Source organism: Stenotrophomonas sp. LM091 (genome assembly GCF_001806305.1).
GTDB classification, from domain to species: domain Bacteria; phylum Pseudomonadota; class Gammaproteobacteria; order Xanthomonadales; family Xanthomonadaceae; genus Stenotrophomonas; species Stenotrophomonas bentonitica_A.
Window position 1 is genome coordinate 2,810,452 of the sequence record NZ_CP017483.1, and the last position, 22,769, is coordinate 2,833,220.

Sequence of the window (22,769 nt, forward strand, 5' to 3'; positions counted from 1 at the left end):
TGCCAGGCTTTACCTGGCCGCGGGCCTCCCGCAGGCTTGCCAGGTCCCGCTGCGAAGAGGCTGATGTCCGTGACTGAATCCCCATCGTTCCATCGGATGCGCCGCCGTCTGCTGCAGGCGCTGGCCGTTACTCCGCTGCTGGCCTGCTCGGCCAACGGCCCGGCGCGCGGGCCCGGCCCGTGGACGGCCTGGCAGGTGATGCGTGCCTCCAGCGTGACCCCGGACGGGCGCATGGTCGACCACAACAACGCCGACCAGCGTTCGACCTCCGAAGGCCAGTCCTACGCGCTGTTTTTCGCGCTGGTGGACAACGACCAGCCGCTGTTCGATCGCCTGCTGCGCTGGACCGAGGACAACCTCGCCGGCGGCAGCATGGCCCAGCGCCTGCCGGCCTGGCTGTGGGGGCGCGACACCACGGCCAATGCATGGAAGGTGCTCGACGACAATCCCGCCAGCGACTCGGATGTCTGGCTGGCCTATACCCTGCACGAGGCAGCGCGGTTGTGGAAACGGCCGGCGCTGCGGCAGACCGCCGAGGCGATGCTGGCGGCGATCCAGGTGCAGGAGCTGGTCGATGTGCCGGGCCTGGGCACGATGTTGATGCCTGGGCCCAAAGGATTTGCGACGGAAGACACGTGGCGGTTCAACCCCAGCTACCTGCCGTTGCCGCTGCTGCGCCGCTTCGCCGCGCTTGATCCGAGCGGGCCGTGGACCACCGTGATCGGCAACAGCGTTCGCCTGCTGCGCGATACCGCACCCCACGGCTTTGCGCCGGACTGGACCGCGTGGCGCGACGGCGGCTTCATCGCTGATCCGGACAAGGGTCCGCTCGGCAGTTACGACGCCATCCGCTGCTATCTGTGGGCAGGGATGACCGCCGTGAACGATCCCAGCTTCCGTTCGCTGCTGGATGCGCTGCACGGCCCGCTGAGCACCCTGCGCGAGGGCCAGCCGATGCCGGAGAAGGTCAACACGCTCACCGGCATACGCGAAGGCACCGGCAACTACGGTTTCCAGGCGGCCCTGGTGCCGTACCTGCAGGCGCAGGGCGAGGCCGAACGCACCAAGGCAATGGTCGCTGCGCTGCCGACACCGGAGCAGCAGCGCGCCGCGCCGCCGCGCTATTACGAGCAGGTGCTCAGTCTGTTTGCCCTGGGCTGGTACGAAGGCCGCTATCGCTTTGCCGCCGACGGCCAACTGCGGCCGGCCTGGGCCTGATTCTGCGCACCGGCACACGGCCGGTGCGTTGCCCTTATTCCAGCGCGTAGCGCAGCACGAACAACCCGGCCACCAGCCACACCGCCGGATGCACGTCGCGCCAGCGCCCGGTGCCGGCCTTGAGCACCGCATAGGCGATGAAGCCGAAGGCCAGGCCGTTGGCGATGGAATAGGTGAACGGCATCGCCAGCGCGCACAGCGCGGCCGGCACCGATTCGGTCAGGTCGCCCCAGTCCACATCGACCAGCTCGCGCAGCATCAACCCGGCCACGAACAGCAGGGCAGGGGCGGTGGCATAGCCGGGCACCATTGCCGCCAGGGGCGAGAACAGCAGCGCCGCCAGGAACAATGCCGCCACTACCAGCGCGGTCAGACCGGTACGGCCACCGGCCTGCACGCCCGAAGCGCTTTCGGCGAAGGCGGTGGTGCTGCTGGTCCCGAGCAGCGAACCGGCCACGATCGCGGTGCTGTCGGCCAACAAGGCACGGCCGAACCGCTTCTGCGCGCCGGGCAGTTTCAACAGGCCCGCACGACCGACCACGCCGTACAGCGTGCCGGTGGCATCGAACACTTCCACCAGCACGAACACCAGCACCACCTGCAGCAGCACCGCGATCGGCGCGCCACCGTCGTGATGCAGCAGGCCCGGCAGGTCCAGCTGCAGGAACGTCGGCGCCAGGCTCGGCGGCAGCGAGATCAGGCCATGGAACTGCACGTCTCCGAGCAGCCAGGCCGCCCCGGTCACCGCCAGGATGCCGATCAGGATCGCGCCGCGCACCTTGCGTGCCTCCAGGATCGCGATCAGCAGAAAGCCGGCCAGGGCCAGCAGCGGTGGGGCGGTGTTGAGCGGCCCGAGTGCGACCAGGGTGTCGGTGTTGGCGATGATCACGCCGGATTTCTGCAGCGCGATGATCGCCAGGAACAGGCCGATGCCGGCCACGATCGCCGCGCGCAGCGAAGCGGGGATGCCCGCCACCAGCCAGGCGCGTACGCCGGTCAGTGACAGCACCAGAAAGACCAGGCCGGAGATGAACACCGCCGCCAGCGCCTGCTGCCACGGCAGGCCGGCCGCGCCCACCACGGTGAAGGCGAAGAACGCATTCAAGCCCATGCCCGGGGCCATGCCGACCGGGAAGTTGGCCGCGAACGCCATCACCAGCGAGCCCAGCGCGGCGGCCAGGCAGGTGGCGACAAACACCGCGCCCGGGTCCATGCCGGTGGTGGCCAGGATGTCCGGGTTGACGAAGACGATGTAGGACATCGTCAGGAACGTGGTCAGGCCGGCCAGCAGTTCGGTGCGCACGGAGGTGCCGTGCTGCTGCAGCTGGAACAGGCGTTCGGGGAGGGACATCGCGAAATCTCAAACCGTTGGTGTTGGGTACTGACCGTTGGTCGGTACGCTTCAAAGCGTCACCAGCAACGGTGGTGACCTACCGAAATGAGAAAGGCCGCGCGAGCGCGGCCTTTCCGGTTGCCTTATTTCAGCGCCTTGAAGCGCAGGCGCTTCGGCGCAGCGTCGTCGCCCATGCGGCGGCGCTTGTCTTCTTCGTACTCGCGGTAGTTGCCCTGGAAGAACTCCACGTGCGAATCGCCTTCGAACGCCAGGATGTGGGTCGCGATGCGATCCAGGAACCAGCGGTCATGCGAAATCACGAAGGTGTTGCCCGGGAACTCCAGCAGCGCATCTTCCAGCGCACGCAGGGTTTCGATGTCCAGATCGTTGGACGGTTCATCGAGCAGCAGCACGTTGCCACCCTGCAGCAGGGTCTTGGCCATGTGCAGGCGGCCACGCTCACCACCGGACAGCGAACCGACCAGCTTCTGCTGATCCTGGCCCTTGAAGTTGAAGCGGCCGATGTAGGCGCGCGACTGGATCTCGATGCCGTTGATGTTGAGGATGTCCAGGCCGCCGGCGATTTCCTGGAAGACGTTGTGGTTGCCTTCCAGCGCGTCGCGGCTCTGGTCCACGTAGGACAGCTTGACGGTCGGGCCGACGGTGATTTCGCCCGAATCCGGCTTTTCCTGGCCGGTGATCATCTTGAACAGGGTCGACTTACCGGCACCGTTGGGGCCGATGATGCCCACGATCGCGCCGGCCGGCACCAGGAAGCTCAGTTCGTCGAACAGCAGGCGGTCGCCGAACTTCTTGGAGACGTTCTTGAACTCCATCACCGAGTTGCCCAGGCGCTCGCCCGGCGGGATGAAGATTTCATTGGTCTCGTTGCGCTTCTGGTAATCCACCGACTGCAGTTCTTCCAGGCGGGCCAGACGGGCCTTGCCCTTGGTGCGGCCGCCCTTGGCGTTCTGGCGCGACCACTCCAGTTCCTTCTGGATCGCCTTCTGGCGGGATTTTTCCTGGTTGTCTTCCTGCTTCAGGCGCTCGTCCTTCTGCATCAGCCAATCGGTGTAGTTGCCCTTCCACGGAATGCCGCGGCCGCGATCCAGTTCCAGGATCCACTCGGCGGCGTTGTCCAGGAAGTAGCGATCATGGGTGACCGCCACGACGGTGCCGGTGTAGCGCGCCAGGAACTGTTCCAGCCACTCGACGGACTCGGCGTCCAGATGGTTGGTCGGTTCGTCGAGCAGCAGCATGTCCGGCTTCTGCAGCAGCAGGCGGCACAGTGCCACGCGGCGCTTTTCACCACCGGAGAGCTTGCCGATCACCGCATCCCACGGCGGCAGGCGCAGCGCATCGGCGGCCACGTCCAGCTGGTTTTCCAGGGTGTGCGCATCGCCGGCGGCGAGGATCGCCTCCAGGCGCTCCTGTTCCTTGGCCAGCTTGTCGAAGTCGGCGCCCTCCTCGGCATAGGCCAGGTAGACCGCGTCCAGCTGGGCCTGGGCCTGCAGCACTTCGCCGACGCCTTCCTCGACCGCTTCACGCACGGTCTTGGTCGGGTCCAGCTCCGGTTCCTGGGCCAGGTAGCCGACCTTGATGCCGGGCTGCGGGCGGGCTTCGCCCTCGAAATCGGTGTCCACGCCGGCCATGATCTTGAGCACCGTGGACTTGCCGGCGCCGTTCAGGCCCAGCAGGCCGATCTTGGCACCCGGGAAGAACGACAGCGAGATGTCCTTGATGATCTGCCGCTTGGGCGGGACCACCTTGCTGACGCGGTTCATGGTGTAGATGTATTGCGAGGACATGAGCTCTCCGAAGGCGCAACCCTGCGCCCGTTCCGGACGGAACAGGAACAGAGGAAGAAAAGGATGCCCCGATTATAGCCGGAAGCGATCAATGCCGCCGGGAGCCAAGGGCGCCGGGGCTTGCCGCCGCCTGAATGCGGGGTCAAAGCCCTTGAATTGGAAACCGTTTCCAGCCGGAGACCGTTCAGACGGGGTGCGCATGATGGAGCCATCAACCCACCAAGCGAGGCCAATCATGCGCATGAATCGATTTGTAGTCGGGGCCGTCGCCTCGCTGCTGGCCTTGGGCACCGTGGCCCCGGCCTTCGCCGATGACCACCGTGGGCGCGGTCACGACCGCCGCGAGTGGCGTGATGACCGCCGTGACAACCGCCATGACCGGCACGATCGTCATGACCGTCGCGAAGTCCGCCATGACCGCCGTTACGACCGCCGCTATGACAACCGCGGCTACTACCGCCCGGGCCCGCCGCCGCCGCGGGTGGTCTATCGCCCGGCGCCGGGCTATGGCTCCTACGGCTGGGCCCGCGGCCACCGCTACCGTGAGTATTACGGCGGCCCGGTCTATGTGGTCAACGATTACAGCCGCTACTCGGTGCGCCGCCCGCCGCGCGACCATCACTGGATCCGCGACGACCGCGGCAACCTGCTGCTGGTCGCCATCGCCACCGGGATCATTGCCGACTACGTGATCAACAACCGGTAAGACCGGGTCCAATCGCGGCGGTACCTCACACGGATGGCGCCCTTCGGGGCGTCGTTCTGGTTTCCGCGGTGGGCTGCTGCGGCTGGCGCCCTGGGCAGCATGCGGGGGTGCCGGCGATCGGCGGCACAATTGGTCAGCCCCGCGCCCGGGGACTACAATCCAAGGCTCGCGCTGTACCCCCTCTGCCTGCCTGGAGTAACCGATGTTCCCGCGTGACGTCCGCATCGAAACCTACGATCCCGAACTGGCCAAGGCCATCGCCGCCGAAACCCAGCGCCAGGAAGACCATGTCGAGCTGATCGCCAGCGAGAACTACACCAGCCCGGCCGTGATGGAGGCCCAGGGCAGCCAGCTGACCAACAAGTACGCCGAAGGCTATCCGGGCAAGCGCTACTACGGTGGTTGCGAATACGTGGATATCGCCGAGCAGCTGGCGATCGACCGCCTCAAGCAGCTGTTCGACGCCGACTACGCCAACGTGCAGCCGCACAGCGGTTCGCAGGCCAACCAGGCGGTGTACTTCGCGCTGCTGCAGCCCGGTGACACCATCCTGGGCATGAGCCTGGCCCACGGTGGACACCTGACCCACGGTGCCAAGGTCAACGCCTCGGGCAAGCTGTTCAACGCCATCCAGTACGGCGTCGACGAAGCCGGCCTGATCGACTATGACGAGGTCGAGCGCCTGGCCCTGGAGCACAAGCCGAAGATGGTCGTGGCCGGTTTCTCGGCCTACTCGCAGGTGGTGGACTGGGCACGCTTCCGCGCCATCGCCGACAAGGTCGGTGCCTACCTGTTCGTGGACATGGCGCACGTGGCTGGCCTGGTCGCCGCCGGCGTCTACCCGAGCCCGCTGCCGCACGCCCACGTGGTCACCTCGACCACCCACAAGACCCTGCGCGGCCCGCGTGGCGGCATCATCATCGCCAAGGGGGCCAGCGAAGAACTGCAGAAGAAGCTGCAGTCCATCGTGTTCCCGGGCATCCAGGGCGGCCCGCTGATGCACGTCATCGCCGGCAAGGCCGTGGCCTTCAAGGAAGCGCTGGAGCCGGGCTTCAAGGCCTACCAGCAGCAGGTGGTCAAGAACGCCCAGGCGATGGCCAGCACGCTGATCGCGCGTGGCTACAAGATCGTGTCCGGCGGCACCCGGAACCACCTGATGCTGGTCGACATGATCGGCAAGGATGTCTCGGGCAAGGATGCCGAAGCCGCGCTCGGCCTGGCCCACATCACCGTCAACAAGAACTCGGTGCCCAACGACCCGCGTTCGCCCTTCGTGACCTCGGGCCTGCGCCTGGGCACCCCGGCGGTCACCACGCGCGGTTACGTGGAACAGGACTGCGTGGACCTGGCCAACTGGATCGCCGACGTGCTCGATGCCCCGGCTGACGAGGCCGTGATCGCCCGCGTCCGCGACGCGGTCAGCGCGCAGTGCCGCAAGTACCCGGTCTACGGCTGACATGGACGAGGGCCGGCAACGGCGTATCTACGCCGTGCTGGCCCTGGTCTGCGGCATCGTGGGGATGGCTGGCGGTGGCACCTTCGCCGCCATCGGGGTCTGGGTCGCGTTCGTCGAGCCGGCCTATCTGGACCGGGCCTCGCGCCTGGTGATTGGCAGCTGGGGGGCGGCAGGCCTGATCGGGATCGTGGGCTGGCTGTGGTTGAGTGGCCGCTATCTCCGAAAGGGACGCACCGGCCTGCGCGATGCCGGGCCTTGGCCGTGGGCTGCATTGGGCCTTGGCGTCCTTGCCGCCCTGGCGGTGGTCGGCATGGCATTCTGGCAGGCCGCCGTGAGTCCGACGGCACTGGTTCTGCTGCTGGCCGGGCCGCCGATGCTCTCCTGCGCGGCGCACCTGCTGTGGCTTCGTCGGCAGCCGGCCTAGGCTGGGCTGGCCTCTGCCCCCTGCCATTTGCTGTTGCCTGTCTCTCTCAGGTACCGTTGCGACGCTGCCGTGACCACGGCATGACGTTTTCCCGATGCAAGGCGTTCCATGTACTGTCCGTTCTGCCAGCATGCCGACACCCGTGTGATCGATTCGCGCGTCTCTGAAGACGGCGCGACGATCCGGCGTCGCCGCGAGTGCGAGGCTTGCAACGAGCGCTTCAGCACCCTGGAAACCATCGAACTGAAACTGCCGGCGATCGTCAAAAGCGACGGCAGCCGCGAGGCCTTCGATGCGCGCAAGGTCCGCAGTGGTTTCGACCGCGCGCTGCAGAAGCGCCCGGTCCCCGAAGACAAGATCGAGCTGGCGGTGCGCGCGGTGATGCAGCAGGCGCGCATCTGTGGCGAACGCGAAATCCCCTCGATCAAGGTCGGCGAGTTCGTGATGAACGAACTGCGCAAGCTGGACCATGTGGGTTACGTGCGCTTTGCCTCGGTGTACCGCAGCTTCGAAGACGTGGCCGATTTCCGCGAGGAGATCGAGAAGCTCGAACGCGAGCTGCCCTCCAGCACCGAGCAGTTGCAGTTGCTCGGCGATGTGATCGCGCTGACCAAGAAGAAAAAGGGCTGAGCCCCGGCCGCATCGCGGCCACCCCGGCTGGGCTACCATCGCGGCTGCACGCCGCCAGATGATCCCCGCCATGACCGATTTCTCCGCTCTCGACCATCAGCACATGGCGCACGCGCTGCGCCTGGCCGAACGTGCCGCATACACCGCGCGGCCCAATCCCATGGTGGGGTGCGTGATTGCCCGCGATGGGGTCGTGGTGGGCGAGGGCTGGCACCAGCGCACCGGCGGCCCGCACGCCGAAGTGTTCGCGCTGCGCCAGGCCGGTGAGCAGGCCCGCGGCGCCACCGCCTACGTCACCCTGGAGCCCTGCGCGCACCACGGGCGCACACCGCCGTGTGCACTGGCCCTGATCGACGCCGGTGTCAGCCGCGTGGTGGCCGCGATGCGTGATCCCTTCCCGAAGGTCGACGGGGGCGGCTTCGTGCTGCTGCGCGAGGCCGGCATCGAGGTGGCCGAAGGCCTGATGGCCACGCAGGCGCGCGAGCTCAACAAGGGCTTCCTGTCGCGCATCGAGCGCGGCAGGCCGTGGCTGCGGGTGAAGCTGGCCGCCAGCCTGGATGGCCGCACCGCGATGGCCGATGGGACATCGAAGTGGATCACCGGTGCGGCCGCGCGCGAGGATGTGCAGCACTGGCGCGCGCGTGCGGGTGCGATCCTGACCGGCGCCGACACCGTGCTGACCGACGACCCGATGCTGACCGTGCGCCTGGCCGACACCGAGGTACTGCCGCCGCTGCGCGTGGTGCTCGATGCACGCCTGCGTTCGCTGGAATGTAGTCGCGTACGCGAGGGTGGGGCGCCGACGTTGTACGTGCACGACGCCGCCGTCAGCGCGCCGGATGCGGCTGATGCCGAATTCGCCACTGCGCCCAGCGTCGATGGCCGCCTGGATCTGGGGGCGGTGCTGGCGCTACTGGCCGAGCGTGGCATCAACGAAGTGCACACCGAAGCCGGTGCGACTCTGGCTGGTGCGCTGCTGGTCGGGGGCTGGGTCGACGAACTGCTGCTGTATCAGGCGCCCACGCTGCTCGGCGAGCATGGCCGGCCGCTGCTGTCCGGCCTGGGCATCCACGCGATGGAGCAGCAGCGTCGGCTGCGGGTGGTGGACCAGCGGCAGGTGGGGGCAGACGTGAGGCTGATGCTGCGCCCATAAAAAACGGGCCCCTTTCAGGACCCGTTCGATCATGGCGCGGCGCGGACGCTGCAGCTCGATCAGTAACCGACGTGTGCGCCGTCATATCCACGCGGCGCAGCACTCAGGCGCGTAGCTTAACACTTATTTAACTTAAAGCCCGCAGTCAGGGTGCCCTGTTACACTAGCCGGGCCGGTTCGCCGGTACATAAACGTCTTCAGGGCGGGGTGCGATTCCCCACCGGCGGTAGGTGCGCAAGCACGAGCCCGCGAGCGCTTCCCGGCCCCCGGGAAGGTCAGCAGATCCGGTCCAATGCCGGAGCCGACGGTATAGTCCGGATGAAAGAAGACGGTGCGGCCGGGCCTTGTGCCCGGCGTGCACCTATATGCCTTGCGGCGTTTTTCGCTCACTTTCCGCGGAGAACGTTACGTGTTTACTGGAATCATCGAAGGCGTCGGCCGTCTGGCCGCACGCGACACCCTTGGCGGCGATGTCCGCTTCACCTTTGACGTAGGCACCCTGCCGTTCGAGAACGTGCAGATGGGCGAGAGCATCGCCATCAACGGGGTCTGTCTCACCGTCATCGCCTATGACGCCACCCGCTTCCAGGCCGACGCCTCGACCGAGACGCTGGGCCTGACCACGCTGGGGCAGCTGGCCGACGGCGCCGTCATCAACCTCGAACGCGCCATGCGCCCGACCGACCGCCTCGGCGGCCATCTGGTCAGCGGCCATGTCGATGGCCTGGGCCAGGTGTTGTCGGTGCATGACGACGCGCGCGCCCAGCGCTGGCGCTTCGCCGCGCCGGCCGCGCTGCTGCGTTACATCGCCAAGAAGGGCTCGATCTGCGTGGACGGGGTCAGCCTGACCGTCAACGAGGTGGACGAGCAGGGCTTCGAGGTCGCCCTCATCCCGCACACCGTCGCCAACACCGCCTTCGCTGCGACGGCCGTGGGCAGTGCGGTCAATCTTGAAATCGATCTGGTCGCCCGTTACGTCGAACGTTTGTTGGGTGCAGGAGCACGCGCATGAATTTCGCCCCCATTCCCGAGATCCTCGAGGACATCCGCCTCGGCCGCATGGTCGTCATCGTCGATGACGAAGACCGCGAGAACGAAGGCGACCTGATCATGGCCGCCGAGCTGGTCAAGCCGTCGGACATCAACTTCATGGTTACCCATGGCCGTGGCCTGGTGTGCCTGCCGCTGACCCGCGAGCGCGCTGCCGATCTCGGCCTGGCGCCGATGGTCCAGGCCAACACCGCGCAGTTCCAGACCAACTTCACGGTCAGCATCGAGGCCGCCGAGGGTGTCACCACCGGCATCTCGGCCTACGACCGCGCGCACACCATCCGCACCGCGGTGAAGCCGGACGCCAAGCCGGCCGACCTGCACCAGCCGGGCCACATCTTCCCGCTGATCGCCCAGCCGGGCGGCGTACTCACCCGCGCCGGGCATACCGAGGCGGGCGTGGACCTGGCCATGCTGGCCGGGCTGGAACCGGCCGGCGTGCTGGTGGAGATCCTGAATCCGGACGGCAGCATGGCGCGCCGCCCGGAGCTGGAGGTGTTCGCCCGCGAGCACGGCCTGAAGATGGGGTCCATCGCCGACCTGATCGCCTACCGCCTGGCCACCGAGAAGACCGTCGAGCGGGTGGACGAGCGTGAGATCGAGACCGAGTTCGGCCCGTTCACGCTGGTCACCTACCGCGACCGGATCGCCCACGACCTGCACTTCGCGCTGGTCCGCGGCACCCCCGATACCGAGCCGACCCTGGTCCGGGTGCAGGTCGAAAACCCGCTGGCCGATCTGCTGCACTGGCGTCGCGACGATTTCGGCGTGGCCTCCACCGATGCGTTGCGCGCGATCGCGGCTGCCGAGCGTGGCGTGATGGTGGTGCTGTCGGCCCCGCGCGACACCAACAGCCTGCTGGCCCGCCTGCGCCAGCAGCCGCAGCCGGTGGTGCCGGGCAAGGACAAAGATGTGAGCCAGTGGCGCCGCAACGGCGCCGGGGCCCAGATCCTGTCCGATCTGGGCCTGGGCAAGCTGCGCGTGCTGGGCACCCCCCGCCGCCAGATCGGTCTGGCCGGGTATGGCCTGGAAGTGGTCGAGACGGTGGGGAGCACGTCATCGCATGCGCGCTGACGCCCCACGATCTGCTTCGCAAAGCGCGGGTCCCTCTTACCATCACCCAGACCCCCGCCGCTTCGCGGCAGCCCCCTGACCCAGGCGGGCTGCTGCACCGACCCGTCCCGTAACGCACAGCGGCCCGGCGACACGCGGCCATGCGCTAGAATATTCACCTATTAAATGGACCCCACGCCGAACATGAGCCATTACGAAGGCGACCTCCGTACTCCGGAAAAGGCCCGTTTCGCCATCCTCGCCAGCCGCTGGAATGCCCGCATCACCGACGTGCTGGTGGCCGGTGCGCGGCAGAGCCTGGCCGGCAACGGGATCGACGAGGCCGCCATCGACGTGATCCGCGTGCCCGGCGCGTGGGAACTGCCGCTGGTCGCCGCGCGCCTGGCCGCCGCCCATCAGCATGCCGCGATCATCACCCTGGGCTGCGTTATCCGGGGCGATACCCGTCATTACGAACACGTCGCCGACCGCTGCGCGGAAGGCCTGATGCGCGTGCAGCTGGATTTCGGCGTGCCGGTGCTCAATGGCGTGCTGGCGGTGGAGCGGGTCGAGGATGCCGAAGCCCGCGCGGGTGGCAGCCACGGCAACAAGGGTGAGGAAGCCGCACTGACGGCGTTGGAAATGGTCAATCTTCTGGAGCAGCTGCCATGAACAAGTCAAACCCGGGCAAGCCCTCCGGTAAGCCCGTCCGCCGTGATGGCGTCGATCCGGTGCTGCGTTCGCGCGCCCGCCGTCGTGCGCTGCAGGCAATCTATGCGTGGCAGATCTCGGGGGGCAACGCGCAGAGCGTGATCGCCCAGTTCGCCCACGAACAGGCCCGCGAGATCGCCGATCTGGCCTACTTCGAAGCGCTCGTGCACGGCGTGCTCGACAACCGCAAGGACCTGGACGCGGCGATCGATCCGTACCTGGACCGCGGCATCGAGGAAGTGGATGCGATCGAACGCGCCGCGCTGCGCGTGGCCGCCTATGAAATGCGTTACCGCCTGGACGTGCCGTACCGCGTGGTGATCAACGAAGCGATCGAATCGGCCAAGCGCTTCGGTTCCGAGCACGGCCACACCTACGTCAACGGGGTGTTGGATCGCGCCGCCGTGGAATGGCGCAAGGTCGAAAACGGGGGCTGATCGGCCCCATGTCCCTGGCTGAATTTGCCCTCATCGACCGCATCCGGGCGCGCACCGTCGAGCGCGACGACATCGTGCTCGGCATCGGCGATGACGCTGCACTGCTGCAGCCGCGCCCGAACGAACAACTGGTGGTCACCGCCGACACCCTCAACAGCGGGGTGCATTTTCCGGCGGAGACCCCGGCGTTCGACATCGGCTGGAAGACGCTGGCCGTCAACCTGTCCGACCTCGCCGCGATGGGCGCACGCCCGGCCTGGTGCACGCTGGCGCTGTCGCTGCCCGAGGCCGGCGAAGACTGGATCGATGCCTTTGCTGATGGCTTCTTCGCCCTGGCCGACCAGCACGACATCGCGCTGATCGGCGGCGACACCACGCGTGGCCCGCTGTCACTGTCGGTCACTGCGATGGGGCAGGTGTCACGCGGCCAGGCACTGCGCCGCGACCGCGCTCAGGTCGGCGATGACATCTGGGTGAGCGGCACACTCGGCGATGCCGCCGGTGCGCTGCGCCTGTGGCAGCAGGGCGCATTGAACGTGGCCACCGCCACCTTGCTGGCCGACTACGAATGCCTGCGCCTGCGCCTGCTGCGGCCCACCCCGCGCGTCACCCTGGGCCTGCGCCTGCGTGCATTCGCGCACGCCGCCGTGGATGTGTCCGACGGCCTGCTGGCAGACCTGGGCCACATCGCTGCACGTAGCGGCGTACGCGCCGAAGTCGACGCCGACGCGTTGCCGATGTCGTCGGCACTGCGCGAACTGCTCGGCCGCGAGGGTGCACGCGAGTGCGCGCTGCGCGGTGGCGACGACTACGAACTGTGCTTCACCGCCGCTGCCGACCAGCGCGACGCGCTGCACTATCTGGCCGAATCACTGGACCTGCCACTGACCCGCATCGGCCGCATTGTCGACGGGCAAGGCGTGCAGGTGAATGGTGAAGCCACCGACGGCGGCTACCAGCACTTCGCGTGATCACATCGTACAGGTAAGCGTCCGCCCCGCAGCCACCAAAGGCCGAAGCGACGCGGGAACCAGGTTGCACGAGTGCGGTGCTCATGGGCCTACGGGCGCATCGTGGTTGCGCGGCGTGCCGTAATCGTCCAACCACTGGAAGCTCACCGTGGCCGGCATCGTCGTGCCCTGCGGCAACGGCAACCGTACCTCAGTGCCCGGCGCGATCATGTCCACGTCCAGCTTGCGGCCATCGGCCAAGGTGAGCGTGCTCAGTGTCACGTGGTAGGCGCTGGGGTTGCGTACCTGCAATGCGTCGCCATCGGCCGACCACTGCAATGCCGCCGCGGCATCGCGCGCCGCACCCTGCAATCCTTCGGGCCGATGAAACAGCTTCACCCGCGTGCGCACCGCAAACTGCAACAGGTTCCTGCCCGCGGCGTCCTTGGGCTTGGGTGGGATATCCAACAGATTGAAATAGAACAGTGATTCGCGATCGGTTGGCAGCGGCGCTTCGCCTGGGCGTGGGGCATAGGTGACGCGGAACGCCTGGCCCTGATGTGCCTGCAGCAGGCGCGGCTCGGCCGGGGTCAGCCGGAACGGCGTACGCACATGCTCGGGTCGTGCCTGGCTGTCACCGTTGTCGATCCACACCTGTACCATCGCCGGCAGTTCGCCGCGATTGCTGGCCTGCACGGTCACGTCGCGGCCTTTGCTCGCGTCATGCACGATGCGCGTGCCCTGCAGGGTCACGGCGGCATGCGCAGGGATCGATATCGCGCCAGCCAGCAGGGCGACACACATGGTTGCTCGGAGATTCATGGCTTGACTCTTGTACAAGCTGTTTCCGGCCCGGATCGGGCCGGAAACAGGCGCGGGCTTACTTGTAGACGACCACGAAATCACCGGACGCATTGGCGCTACCGGCGGTGGCATTCTGGCTCGGCGAGGCGTACCACGCGCTGTAGTCAAGCTGGCCGCTGCCGGCGGCGGGGATGGTCACCCACTGCACCGGGTCCTCGCCGATCTTCTGGTGGTTGCCGGCGAAGTCGTACAGCGCAACGCCCACGTTGGTGGCGCCCGAGCCAGCATTCAGCGCCAGGTTGCCGGTGGTGCCATGCGGCGCGCCGCCGAAGCGCACGCCCACGTCCTGCTCGGCGCCCGAGCCGGAGCAGTCCAGCAGGATGCTGAAGTTCTTCTGGCCAGCACGGGTATCGGCATTGATCGAGGTCAGTTCCACCTTGCCCATCGGCACGGTGATGGTGCCGGCGGCAGCCTGCACCTCGCAGGTGGTGGGCATGATCTCGCCGGTGATCTCCAGCTTCTCGGCGAAGGCGGATGGCGCAACGGCAACGAGCAGGCAAGCGCCCAGCGCGCGGGTGATGTTCGACATGGGATTCTCTTGGTAGATCAGAAAAGGAACGCCGACGAACGCTCGGCGCCCGATCGACAGTGCGCAGTCTGCAGGCGGGGCGGCGGACAACCAATGCAACTAGTTGCAAAAGGAGGCGCGGATACAAGACGTCGCAGGCAGTCCACTCGATGAGCAGACGCTGCGTCGACACGTGCGCGCGATGAGGTGATCGGCCTTCGTACGCAGGTCGGACCAGACGCGAAGCCTTGGCGCTCGCCACGTGCGCATGGCCGGGAGCGGCCTTGCTGGAATTGCAACAAGTTGCATGGGCATGTGGGACACGCCTGCCTAATCTTCGCTGCGACGTTCGCGCCTGTGCGGGCCGCAACCTGAAATTCCTCCATGACACTGCGTTCCTCTCCCACCCCCCTTCCTGTACCGCGCCGGGCCTTGTGTGCGGCCGTCGCCATCGTGCTGTGCTCGACCGGTATCGCGTCGGCGGCTGCCGATGATGTGGAGTTCAGCGACGGCTTCCTCATCGGTGGCCAGGCCATCGACATGCAGCGCTACGCGCATGGCAATCCATTGCCCGATGGCCACTACCCGCTGGAGCTGCTGGTCAACGACGCCTTCCAGCGCAACGTGGATATCGGTGTGCGCGATGGCGTGGTGTGCCTGCCCACGGCAGTAGTGCGTCGGCTGGATCTGAAGGACGACATCCGTGCCCAGCTGGGTGATGCCCCGGACGCCTGCGTCGATCTGCCCGTCCTGATCGAAGGCGCTACCGTGGCGATTGACAGCAGTACGCTGCAGCTGCGCATCGGTCTACCGCAGGCGGCGCAGGCACGTCGCGCGCGCGGCTATGTGGCACCGGACCAGCGCGATCGTGGCATCACTGCCGGCTTCTTCGATTACAGCCTCAACCACACCCGCAGTGGTGGCCGCGAAAGCACCTACCTCGGCGTCAACGCCGGCCTGAACCTGGGCGCGTGGCGACTGCGGCATCGCTCGTCCATCAGCCATGCCAGCGACGGTCGCCGCCGCGATGTGATCGGCAGTACGCTGCAGCGCGATCTGCCTGGCTGGAACAGCCAGCTGCTGCTGGGCGAAAGCAACACCGGCGGCGAGCTTTTCGAGAGCGTGGCCTTCACCGGCCTGCGCGTGGCCAGCGACGAGCGCATGTTGCCGGACTCGCTGCGCGGCTTTGCGCCGGTCGTGCGTGGCATTGCCGAGGGCAACGCAGTGGTGCGCATCCGCCAGAACGGCAACGTCATCCACGAAACCACGGTGGCGCCGGGCCCGTTCGTCATCGAGGATCTGTATCCCACCCATTTCGGTGGCGATCTTGAAGTGACCGTTACCGAGCCTGACGGTCGCGAGCAGCGTTTCAACGTCAACTTCTCCGCCGTCCCGCAGGCGTTGCGTCCCGGCGCCAGCCGTTTCAGCGCCACCGTGGGCCAGCTGCGCGACACCAGCGATCGCTGGGAAGAACTGCGCTTTGCCGAAGCCACCTACGCACGCGGCATCAGCAACCGACTGACCCTGCTGGGCGGCGCCCAGTTGGGCGAAGATTACCGCTCGCTGCTGGCCGGCGCAGCGTTCAACACACCAGTGGGTGCCTTCGGTGCCGACGTTACCCATTCGCGCGCGCAGCCGCTGCATGCCGGGCCGGTCAGCGGCAACAGCCTTCGCATCAACTACCAGCGCTACGTTGCGCGCAGCGGCACCAACTTCGGTCTGGCCGCTTACCGCTACAGCACACGTGGCTACCTGTCGCTGGGCGATTTCGCACGCGTACGCAGTGACGATTGGGGCTATGCCAGCCGCGCCCGCCAGCGCTACCAGATGAACTTCTCGCAGAAGCTGGGCCAGCGCAGCACGCTGTACCTCAGCGGTGGTCATACCCGGTACTGGGACAGCGCACGCCGCCACAACGACGTGCAGCTGGGCATGCAGACCGTGGTGGCCGTGGCCAATATCGGCGTCTCCGCGCTGCGCTACCAGATTGGCGAAGGGCACCAGGACACGCGCTATGCGCTTACCGTCAGCGTGCCACTTGGCCGCAGCCCCAACACGCCGCGCCTGGGCAGCCAGCTCAGCCATGCCGCCAGCGGCACGCAGGCACAGCTGGGCATCCACGGCGTACTGGGCGAACACCGTGCATTCAGCTACAGCTTGTCGGCAAGCGACGGCAACGGCAGCCAGGGTAACGCCAGCGCCTACGCCGCGTACCAGGGCAGCCGTGGCAACGTCACCGCGGGCTACGGCCGCAGCGGTGTTTACCGCGCCCTGTCGCTGGGTGCCAGCGGCAGCGTCGCCCTGCATCGCGGCGGCATGAACCTGGGCCCGCCGGCGGGCGAGGGCTTTGCGCTCATCCATGCCGATGGTGCGCAGGGCGCGCGCGTCGGCCATGGCGGCCAGGTGCGCGTGGCTGGCAATGGCTACGCGCTGCTGCCGCACATCAGTCCGTATCGCTGGAACCAGATCGATCTGGACCCGTCCGGCCTGCCGATCGAGGTGGAACTGCTGCAGACCTCGCAGCGGGTAGCGCCCACGGCGGGCAGCATCGTGCGTGTGGAATTCGGCGCGCGTCGCGAGCGCATCTTGTTCATCGACGCCACCGATGCCCTCGGCCAGCCGTTGCCGTTCGCTGCGCGGGTGGAAGACGAATCCGGCACGCCCAAGGGCGCCGTCGGGCAGGGCGGCGTCATCCAGCTGCGCGGTGCGCACGATGCCGGCGCATTGATTGTCGACCCGGACGGCACGCAGCGCTGCCGTCTGGAATACCGCATGCCCGGTGCGCCCGATGGCTATGGCCTGTCGTGGAGCCAGGCGCTGTGCGTGCCCTTGGCTGCCCCCGTGCGGGGCCTGCAGGCCGCCGCTCCCGCAACCCCCTGATCCGCCATTCCCTTCCACAGGAGATTCCCCATGAATGCTGTTGCCCTGCGTAGCGCCACCCTCCTCGCATTGATTGCCACCACACCCACCGCGTTGGCCGTTACCACCACGCTGACCATCAGCGGCCGCGTGCTGCCGGGTACCTGCACGTTGAACGCGCCCGCCATCGCGCTGGATCCGGTGAAAGCCGACGAGCTCACCCAGGGCGACAACAAGCTCAAGACCGGCAGCCTCGATTTCAGCGGTTGCGTGGGCGTGACCAAGGCCACGCTGTCCTTCGCCGGTACCGCCGCTGATGGCGACGCAGAGCGCTGGAAGAACACGGCTGCCGCCGATGCGGCCGATGGCGTCACCATCGCGCTGCTGCAGGGCGCCACGGGCACGACCTATCTGAAGAACGGCGATACCGGCATCGACGTACCGGTGACCGGTTCGACCGCTACTTTCGCCCTGCGCGCCGGCTACTACCTGCCCACGGTGGGTGCGGCGAAGGCAGGTGCGGTGCAGACCGAAATTACGGTGACGGCAGACTATGAGTAAACGCAGCGCATCCTGGGTAATGCTCGGTGCCTGTCTGGTTGGAGGGGGCGCCCAGGCCTGCTCCTCCACCATGTGGCCAGCGGACCGGGATCTGCGGTATGACACCTACCCCGAAGCGCCAAAGGTATGGATGCGGCAGGTTCCGGGGACCATCACCATCAGGGATTGCGTCGGTCCGGACTTCCAGACCAGTCTCCGCTTGGACATGCCGGATCTGCTGCCGGTAGGGGATGTCACCTACAACGGAAGGGTCATGCCAGCGTATGAGGCATCGCCGGATTCGGCATTGCTGGCGTTCAGTCATCAGCAGTTTTTCGGATGGGCCGGAGTGGCGCTGCGCAATGGGGAGGAGGTTCCTTATCCGGCGGACGTCGGCTCGGATGGCGGCGCAGTATTCGCGCCACAGGTCTATGTCTTCAGCCGGGGCGGCCGGATGCGCACGTTCGAGACCCGTGGGACGCTGACGATGACCTCGGTGGAGAAGCCCGCCGTCAATATCGTCATGCCGGTGCGTCTGCGCGTCGAATTCCCGGCAACCACCTGCCCGTTGCAGGACGGCAACGAAACCCTGCAGGAGGTGCAGATGGCGGAGCTGTCGACGCCCGGCAGTACGGCCCGTGAAAAAGTGGTGGCGATCCGCATGAACTGCGGTATCGACCCGCCGCGTGCGCGCATGGCGCTGGTCGATGCCGGCGATGCCGGCAATACGGGGAGTCAGCTGACGCCCACGGCCGATTCGGACGCCCAGGGTGTGCGGGTGCAATTACTGCGCAATGGCAGGGAGATGCAGTTCGGACAATCGTGGGACTTCGATCCGGGTACCGGCGGCGTGCACGACCATCCGTTCACCGCACGCTACATCCGGTTGAATGAACCACTGAAGCCCGGTCAGATCAAAGGCGAAGCCGTGCTGAACGTGGATTACTGGTAGGGCGCATCGTGCGGGCGGCAGTTGGTCCAGGCATGCCGGCAACGCCGCTCACATATCCATCACGTTCCTGCGCGCCAGTATTAACAACACGTAACTTGTTGTCGTAATCGCACATTTTTACAACTAATTGAATGTGATTGATTCGGCACGACGGACACAGTAGCGGCCATTACCGGCCTGCGCAGCTGCGCTATTCGGCTGCCTGATCCTTCAAACAGGAACGCTTTCCATGAATCCCATTCAGCACCGCCGATTGACCCTGGCCCTCATGGCCGCCCTCGCCACCGCGACCCCCGCTGCTTTTGCCGGCGTGGTTCCGGCCGATGGTGAAGTAGTGTTGGGGCCGGGGGCGCCTGCCGAACGCTGGACGGTGGGAACCGGCGGCACGCTGATCGTGCAGCCTGGCGCGCAGCTCATCGACATTTCCATGAACGGCGCAGGGACCCTGCTTATGGATGGTGCTACGGTCTCCAGTCCCGGCTCTTTCGCTGTGAACGTCCTGGGTACGGCCACCATCTCCAATTCATCCCTGACCAGCACCAATCGTGAGGCGTTGCGGGTCGCATATTCCGACACTTCGCCAGAAAGGACGACGGTGAACGTCAGTGGCAGTACGATCCGATCCGATGTCAATGCGGTGAACATGGGTTCCCGCACGGAGCTGACGCTCTCCAATACCTCCGTCGCGGGTGGCAACGTTGGCATCAACTCGTTCGGTGGTCGCCTCAGCGTCCTTGGCGGCAGCCGCATTGAGGGCGTAGCTGCCGGCATCCGGCTCAGGGTGGGCGACTACAGCATGGAGGTGCCCGGTGAGAACGTCATCGACGGCTCGACCGTGGAAGGCCTTGCCGGACCGGCCATCTCGGTACTGGGAACCTCCAGCGGCGGCGCTTCGGCAGAGACACGCATTGCCGTGCGCAATGGCAGCCAGTTGATTGGCGGCAACGGCAACCTGCTGGAAGTGTCGACGACGGGTACTGACCTGCCCATCGCCCACTTCGACGTTCAATCCAGCGCTCTGCGCGGCAACATCGTGGTGGGCGACGATGGCAGCCAGGGCCACGTGACGTTGTCCAACGGCGGCAGCATCACCGGTGCGTTCACCAACGTCACCAGCGCCACGCTGGACAACGGCGGCCATTGGCAGATGAGCGGCGACAGCAGCGTGGGCACGCTGGCGCTCAACGATGGCGGCACGCTGGCGCTGGGCGATGGTGGCACCTTCAATACGCTCAGCGTGGACACCTTCACCGGCAACGGCGGCACCGTGCTGTTCAACACCGTGCTGGGCGCCGATGGGTCCAGCACCGACCTGCTGCACGTGCTGGGCGATACCAGCGGCACCGCCAAGGTGGCGGTCAACAACGTGGGCGGCGCCGGCGCGCAGACGGTGGATGGCATCGAGCTGATCCGCGTGGACGGGGCATCCAACGGCCAGTTCGATCTGGCCGGGCGCGCGGTGGGCGGGCAGTACGAGTACTTCCTGCACAAGGGCGGCGTGGCCGGTGGCGAGGGTAACTGGTACCTGCGCTCGCAGCTGCCGACCCCGCCGGACCCGTGCGATGCCGATCCGACGCTGCCCGACTGCGGCGGCCCGGTAGTACCGGTGCTGCGCCCGGAAGGCGGTGCCTACCTGGCCAATCTGACCGCTTCGCAGGTGATGTTCCGCCTGGGCTACCACGACCGCCAGGCAGGCCAGAACGGTGGCCGCGGCTGGGCGCGGGTGGACGGTTCGCGCAGTGGCTTCGATGCGGTCAGCCGCCAGCTGGATGTGCAGGGCAACAGCCAGGCGCTGAGCGTGGGGGCGGACCTGCTGCGCAACGCGGACGGCAGCGCCTTCGGCGTCATGCTGTCGGCCGGCAACGCCGGCAGCACCTCCACCAATGCGCTGACCGGCTACTACGCGCGCGGCACGGTGAAGGGCGCCGCACTGGGTGTGTATGGCACCTGGCGCGCACCGCATGAAGATCCGTATGCAGGGTTCTATGTGGATGGTTCGCTGCAGCGTTCGCAGTTCCGCAACCGGGTGGAAGGCCTGGCCCTGACCCCGGAGCGCTATGACAGCAAGGCGTGGCAGGGCGCGGTGGAAGCGGGTTATGCGGTGCGCGTAGGTGGTGCTGCCAACGGCGGCCTCTACCTGGAGCCGCAGCTGCAGGTCGGGTACAACCGCTGGGATGATCTGCGCCACACCGAAGCCAACGGCACGGTTGTGACCACGCGCGATGCCGATGGGGTGTTCGGCCGTGCGGGCGTGCGCCTTTCCGGCGTGACCCGGTGGGGCACGAGCGCCGCGCAGGTGCAGCCGTATGTGGCTGCGCACTGGCTGCACCAGCGTGCGGCGTCGGGCGTGCTGATGGACGATGAGGCGGTGGACGCGCGCATTCCACGCAGCCGTGGCGAGTTCAGTGCCGGTGCGTCGCTGAAATTTGCCAATGGCGTGGGCGCGTGGGGTGGGCTGTCGTTGCAGCGTGCCTCGGGTTACCACCAGACCAGCGCCCAGGTGGGCCTGAGCTACAGCTGGTAAACCCCTTCTGCGTGCCCACTCATGCCGCGTGCGCCGCATAGCCGCGTGCTCGGCCAACGCACGGCAGGCAAAAACAGCCTTTCGCATGTGCCGGTCGGGGCGGTGTTGACCGCCACCAATCGCTAAGCCGGTGGCAGCACCTTGCCCGGGTTGAGGATGCCATCCGGATCCAGCGCGGCCTTGATCGCGCGCATCGTCGCCAGCGTTTCCGGGGTGAACGCCTTGGCCATGAAGTCGCGCTTGGCCAGGCCGATGCCGTGTTCGCCCGACAACGTGCCACCCAGCGCCAACGTCAGTTCGAAGATCTTCGGCAGTGCGGCGTGCGCGCGTGCATTCTCGTCGGCATCTTCCGGGTGGTAGAGGATGTTGACGTGCAGGTTGCCGTTGCCGGCATGACCGAAGGTGACGATGGTCAGCGTGTACTCGTGTGCTAGTGCCTGCACGCCGGATACCAGGTCCGGAATGCGCGACACCGGCACCACCACGTCTTCGTTGATCTTGCCCGGGGCGATGCTGCGCAGCGCGGGCGACAGCGCCTTGCGTGCGGCCCACAGTTTTTCGCGCGCGGCCCCTTCCATGGCCACGTCCAACGCGATCATGCCGTCACCCTCGGCAGCAGCAGCCAGCGCCTGCAGCAGATAGGGCAGGGTGTCGTGGTCGCCATCGGCTTCGACCAACAGCATCGCGCCGGCCTCGGGCACCTCGGCACCATTGCCACGCAGCAGCTCCAAGCTGCGCGCGTCCATGAACTCCAACCGCGTGGGCACGACCGGCTGCGACATCAGGCGCGACACAGCCGCGGCGGCGGCATCCGCATCGCGGTACAGCACGCGCAGCCCGGCCTGTGTCACCGGCAGCGGGGTCAGCTTCAAGGTCGCCTCCACGATCAGCGCCAGCGTGCCTTCGCTGCCCACCAGCAGATGGGTCAGGTCGTAGCCGGTGGCATCCTTGGTGTACGGCCCGCCGCAGGTGATCAGTTCGCCGGCACCGGTCACCGCCACCAGGCCCAGCACGTTGTCGCGGCTGGTGCCGTACTTCACCGCGCGCGGGCCGCCTGCGTTGCAGGCCAGGTTGCCGCCGATGCTGCAGATCTCCGCGCTGGAAGGGTCTGGTGGCCAGAACAGACCATGAGGCATCAGCGCCTGCTGCAGGTCGCCGTTGAGCACGCCGGGTTCGACCACCGCGCAGCGGTCGCCGGGCTGGATGGCGAGGATGCGGTTCATGCGCGCGAACGAGAGCACGATGCTGCCTTCGATCGGCACCGCCGCGCCGGTGGTGCCGGTACCGGCGCCACGCGCGACCAGGGCGATGTGGTGCTCGCGGCAGGCGCGGACCAGGGCGACCACCTGCCCGCGATCGCGCGGGAACGCCACGCCTGCGGGGCGCGTGTGCCGCCAGGAGTTGTCCTGCGCATGTGCGTCCAGTGCGCTGTCATCGGTGCGCCAGCCGTCCTCGCCAAGCAGGGCATGCAGGGTGGCAGCAAACGCAGCGGGCAGGGCGGTGGTCATCATCGAGTCCGGGTATCGGCTGGGGCGCATCGGCGCGGCGCACCACGACGGCGGTGGAATGAGGCGCGGGTAACGCTCGCCGGCA

20 protein-coding genes and 1 riboswitch are annotated in these 22,769 nt (G+C 67.2%); of the genes, 15 read left to right on the top strand and 5 right to left on the bottom strand.

The annotated features are described in order from the left end of the window. Positions 1–96: 96 nt before the first annotated feature. Complete coding sequence (gene bcsZ, locus BIZ42_RS12200; RefSeq protein WP_083279851.1) at positions 97–1,218, top strand: cellulose synthase complex periplasmic endoglucanase BcsZ; 1,122 nt, start codon at positions 97–99, stop codon at positions 1,216–1,218. Between the two features lie 34 nt (positions 1,219–1,252). Here the strand turns inward: bcsZ and BIZ42_RS12205 are convergent, their stop codons facing one another. Beyond that, a complete protein-coding gene (locus tag BIZ42_RS12205) occupies positions 1,253–2,569 on the bottom strand; it encodes an NCS2 family permease (protein ID WP_019182523.1) in 1,317 nt (438 codons plus the stop codon). 125 nt (positions 2,570–2,694) lie between these two features. After that, on the bottom strand, positions 2,695–4,359 hold the full coding sequence (ettA, locus tag BIZ42_RS12210; RefSeq protein ID WP_019182522.1) for an energy-dependent translational throttle protein EttA: 1,665 nt from the start codon (positions 4,357–4,359) through the stop codon (positions 2,695–2,697). Positions 4,360–4,594: 235 nt separating this feature from the next. Here ettA and BIZ42_RS12215 point away from each other — a divergent pair, with 235 nt between their 5' ends. The 10 genes from BIZ42_RS12215 to thiL all read left to right on the top strand — a co-directional run bounded on the left by BIZ42_RS12215 (position 4,595) and on the right by thiL (position 12,950). Further along, complete coding sequence (locus tag BIZ42_RS12215; RefSeq protein ID WP_070426603.1) at positions 4,595–5,065, top strand: RcnB family protein; 471 nt, start codon at positions 4,595–4,597, stop codon at positions 5,063–5,065. A gap of 202 nt (positions 5,066–5,267) precedes the next feature. Further along, positions 5,268–6,521 (top strand): serine hydroxymethyltransferase, encoded by a 1,254-nt coding sequence (glyA, locus tag BIZ42_RS12220; RefSeq protein WP_070426604.1) that lies wholly within the window; start codon positions 5,268–5,270, stop codon positions 6,519–6,521. A 1-nt stretch (position 6,522) separates the two neighbouring features. Continuing rightward, on the top strand, positions 6,523–6,945 hold the full coding sequence (locus BIZ42_RS12225; protein WP_070426605.1) for a hypothetical protein: 423 nt from the start codon (positions 6,523–6,525) through the stop codon (positions 6,943–6,945). A gap of 108 nt (positions 6,946–7,053) precedes the next feature. Further along, positions 7,054–7,575: a transcriptional regulator NrdR gene (gene nrdR, locus BIZ42_RS12230; RefSeq protein WP_019182518.1), complete on the top strand. Its 522-nt coding sequence runs from the start codon at positions 7,054–7,056 to the stop codon at positions 7,573–7,575. A gap of 70 nt (positions 7,576–7,645) precedes the next feature. Then, positions 7,646–8,728, top strand: coding sequence for a bifunctional diaminohydroxyphosphoribosylaminopyrimidine deaminase/5-amino-6-(5-phosphoribosylamino)uracil reductase RibD (ribD, locus tag BIZ42_RS12235; RefSeq protein WP_070426606.1), 1,083 nt, complete (start codon positions 7,646–7,648; stop codon positions 8,726–8,728). A gap of 189 nt (positions 8,729–8,917) precedes the next feature. After that, a riboswitch (FMN riboswitch) is annotated at positions 8,918–9,062 on the top strand. Between the two features lie 75 nt (positions 9,063–9,137). After that, positions 9,138–9,740: a riboflavin synthase gene (locus BIZ42_RS12240; RefSeq protein ID WP_070426607.1), complete on the top strand. Its 603-nt coding sequence runs from the start codon at positions 9,138–9,140 to the stop codon at positions 9,738–9,740. Then, complete coding sequence (ribB, locus tag BIZ42_RS12245; protein WP_070426608.1) at positions 9,737–10,852, top strand: 3,4-dihydroxy-2-butanone-4-phosphate synthase; 1,116 nt, start codon at positions 9,737–9,739, stop codon at positions 10,850–10,852. Before BIZ42_RS12240 ends, ribB begins: the two co-directional genes overlap by 4 nt. A 183-nt stretch (positions 10,853–11,035) precedes the next feature. Further along, positions 11,036–11,503, top strand: coding sequence for a 6,7-dimethyl-8-ribityllumazine synthase (gene ribH / locus BIZ42_RS12250; protein WP_070426609.1), 468 nt, complete (start codon positions 11,036–11,038; stop codon positions 11,501–11,503). Then, on the top strand, positions 11,500–11,979 hold the full coding sequence (gene nusB / locus BIZ42_RS12255) for a transcription antitermination factor NusB (protein ID WP_019182513.1): 480 nt from the start codon (positions 11,500–11,502) through the stop codon (positions 11,977–11,979). The genes ribH and nusB overlap by 4 nt, the downstream gene beginning before the upstream one ends. Positions 11,980–11,987: 8 nt before the next feature. Further along, on the top strand, positions 11,988–12,950 hold the full coding sequence (thiL, locus tag BIZ42_RS12260; RefSeq protein WP_083279852.1) for a thiamine-phosphate kinase: 963 nt from the start codon (positions 11,988–11,990) through the stop codon (positions 12,948–12,950). Between the two features lie 81 nt (positions 12,951–13,031). Here thiL and BIZ42_RS12265 read toward each other — a convergent pair whose 3' ends face one another. Together BIZ42_RS12265 and BIZ42_RS12270 are read right to left on the bottom strand one after the other, a co-directional pair. Next, positions 13,032–13,751: a fimbria/pilus periplasmic chaperone gene (locus BIZ42_RS12265; RefSeq protein ID WP_070426610.1), complete on the bottom strand. Its 720-nt coding sequence runs from the start codon at positions 13,749–13,751 to the stop codon at positions 13,032–13,034. Between the two features lie 58 nt (positions 13,752–13,809). After that, entirely contained in the window at positions 13,810–14,322 is a 513-nt protein-coding gene (locus tag BIZ42_RS12270) for a fimbrial protein (RefSeq protein WP_070426611.1), read from the bottom strand. A gap of 363 nt (positions 14,323–14,685) precedes the next feature. On the opposite strand from BIZ42_RS12270, the gene BIZ42_RS12275 reads away from it, so the two are divergent. The 4 genes from BIZ42_RS12275 (at position 14,686) to BIZ42_RS12290 (ending at position 21,176) form a co-directional block, all read left to right on the top strand. Beyond that, entirely contained in the window at positions 14,686–17,181 is a 2,496-nt protein-coding gene (locus BIZ42_RS12275; RefSeq protein ID WP_070426612.1) for a fimbria/pilus outer membrane usher protein, read from the top strand. Between the two features lie 30 nt (positions 17,182–17,211). Next, on the top strand, positions 17,212–17,721 hold the full coding sequence (locus tag BIZ42_RS12280; protein ID WP_070426613.1) for a fimbrial protein: 510 nt from the start codon (positions 17,212–17,214) through the stop codon (positions 17,719–17,721). Beyond that, entirely contained in the window at positions 17,714–18,652 is a 939-nt protein-coding gene (locus BIZ42_RS19890) for a fimbrial protein (RefSeq protein WP_237393504.1), read from the top strand. Before BIZ42_RS12280 ends, BIZ42_RS19890 begins: the two co-directional genes overlap by 8 nt. Positions 18,653–19,295: 643 nt before the next feature. Beyond that, on the top strand, positions 19,296–21,176 hold the full coding sequence (locus BIZ42_RS12290; RefSeq protein WP_237393505.1) for an autotransporter outer membrane beta-barrel domain-containing protein: 1,881 nt from the start codon (positions 19,296–19,298) through the stop codon (positions 21,174–21,176). A gap of 122 nt (positions 21,177–21,298) precedes the next feature. On the opposite strand, the gene BIZ42_RS12295 is transcribed toward BIZ42_RS12290, so the two are convergent. Continuing rightward, entirely contained in the window at positions 21,299–22,684 is a 1,386-nt protein-coding gene (locus BIZ42_RS12295; protein WP_070426615.1) for an FAD-linked oxidase C-terminal domain-containing protein, read from the bottom strand. Positions 22,685–22,769 lie beyond the last annotated feature (85 nt).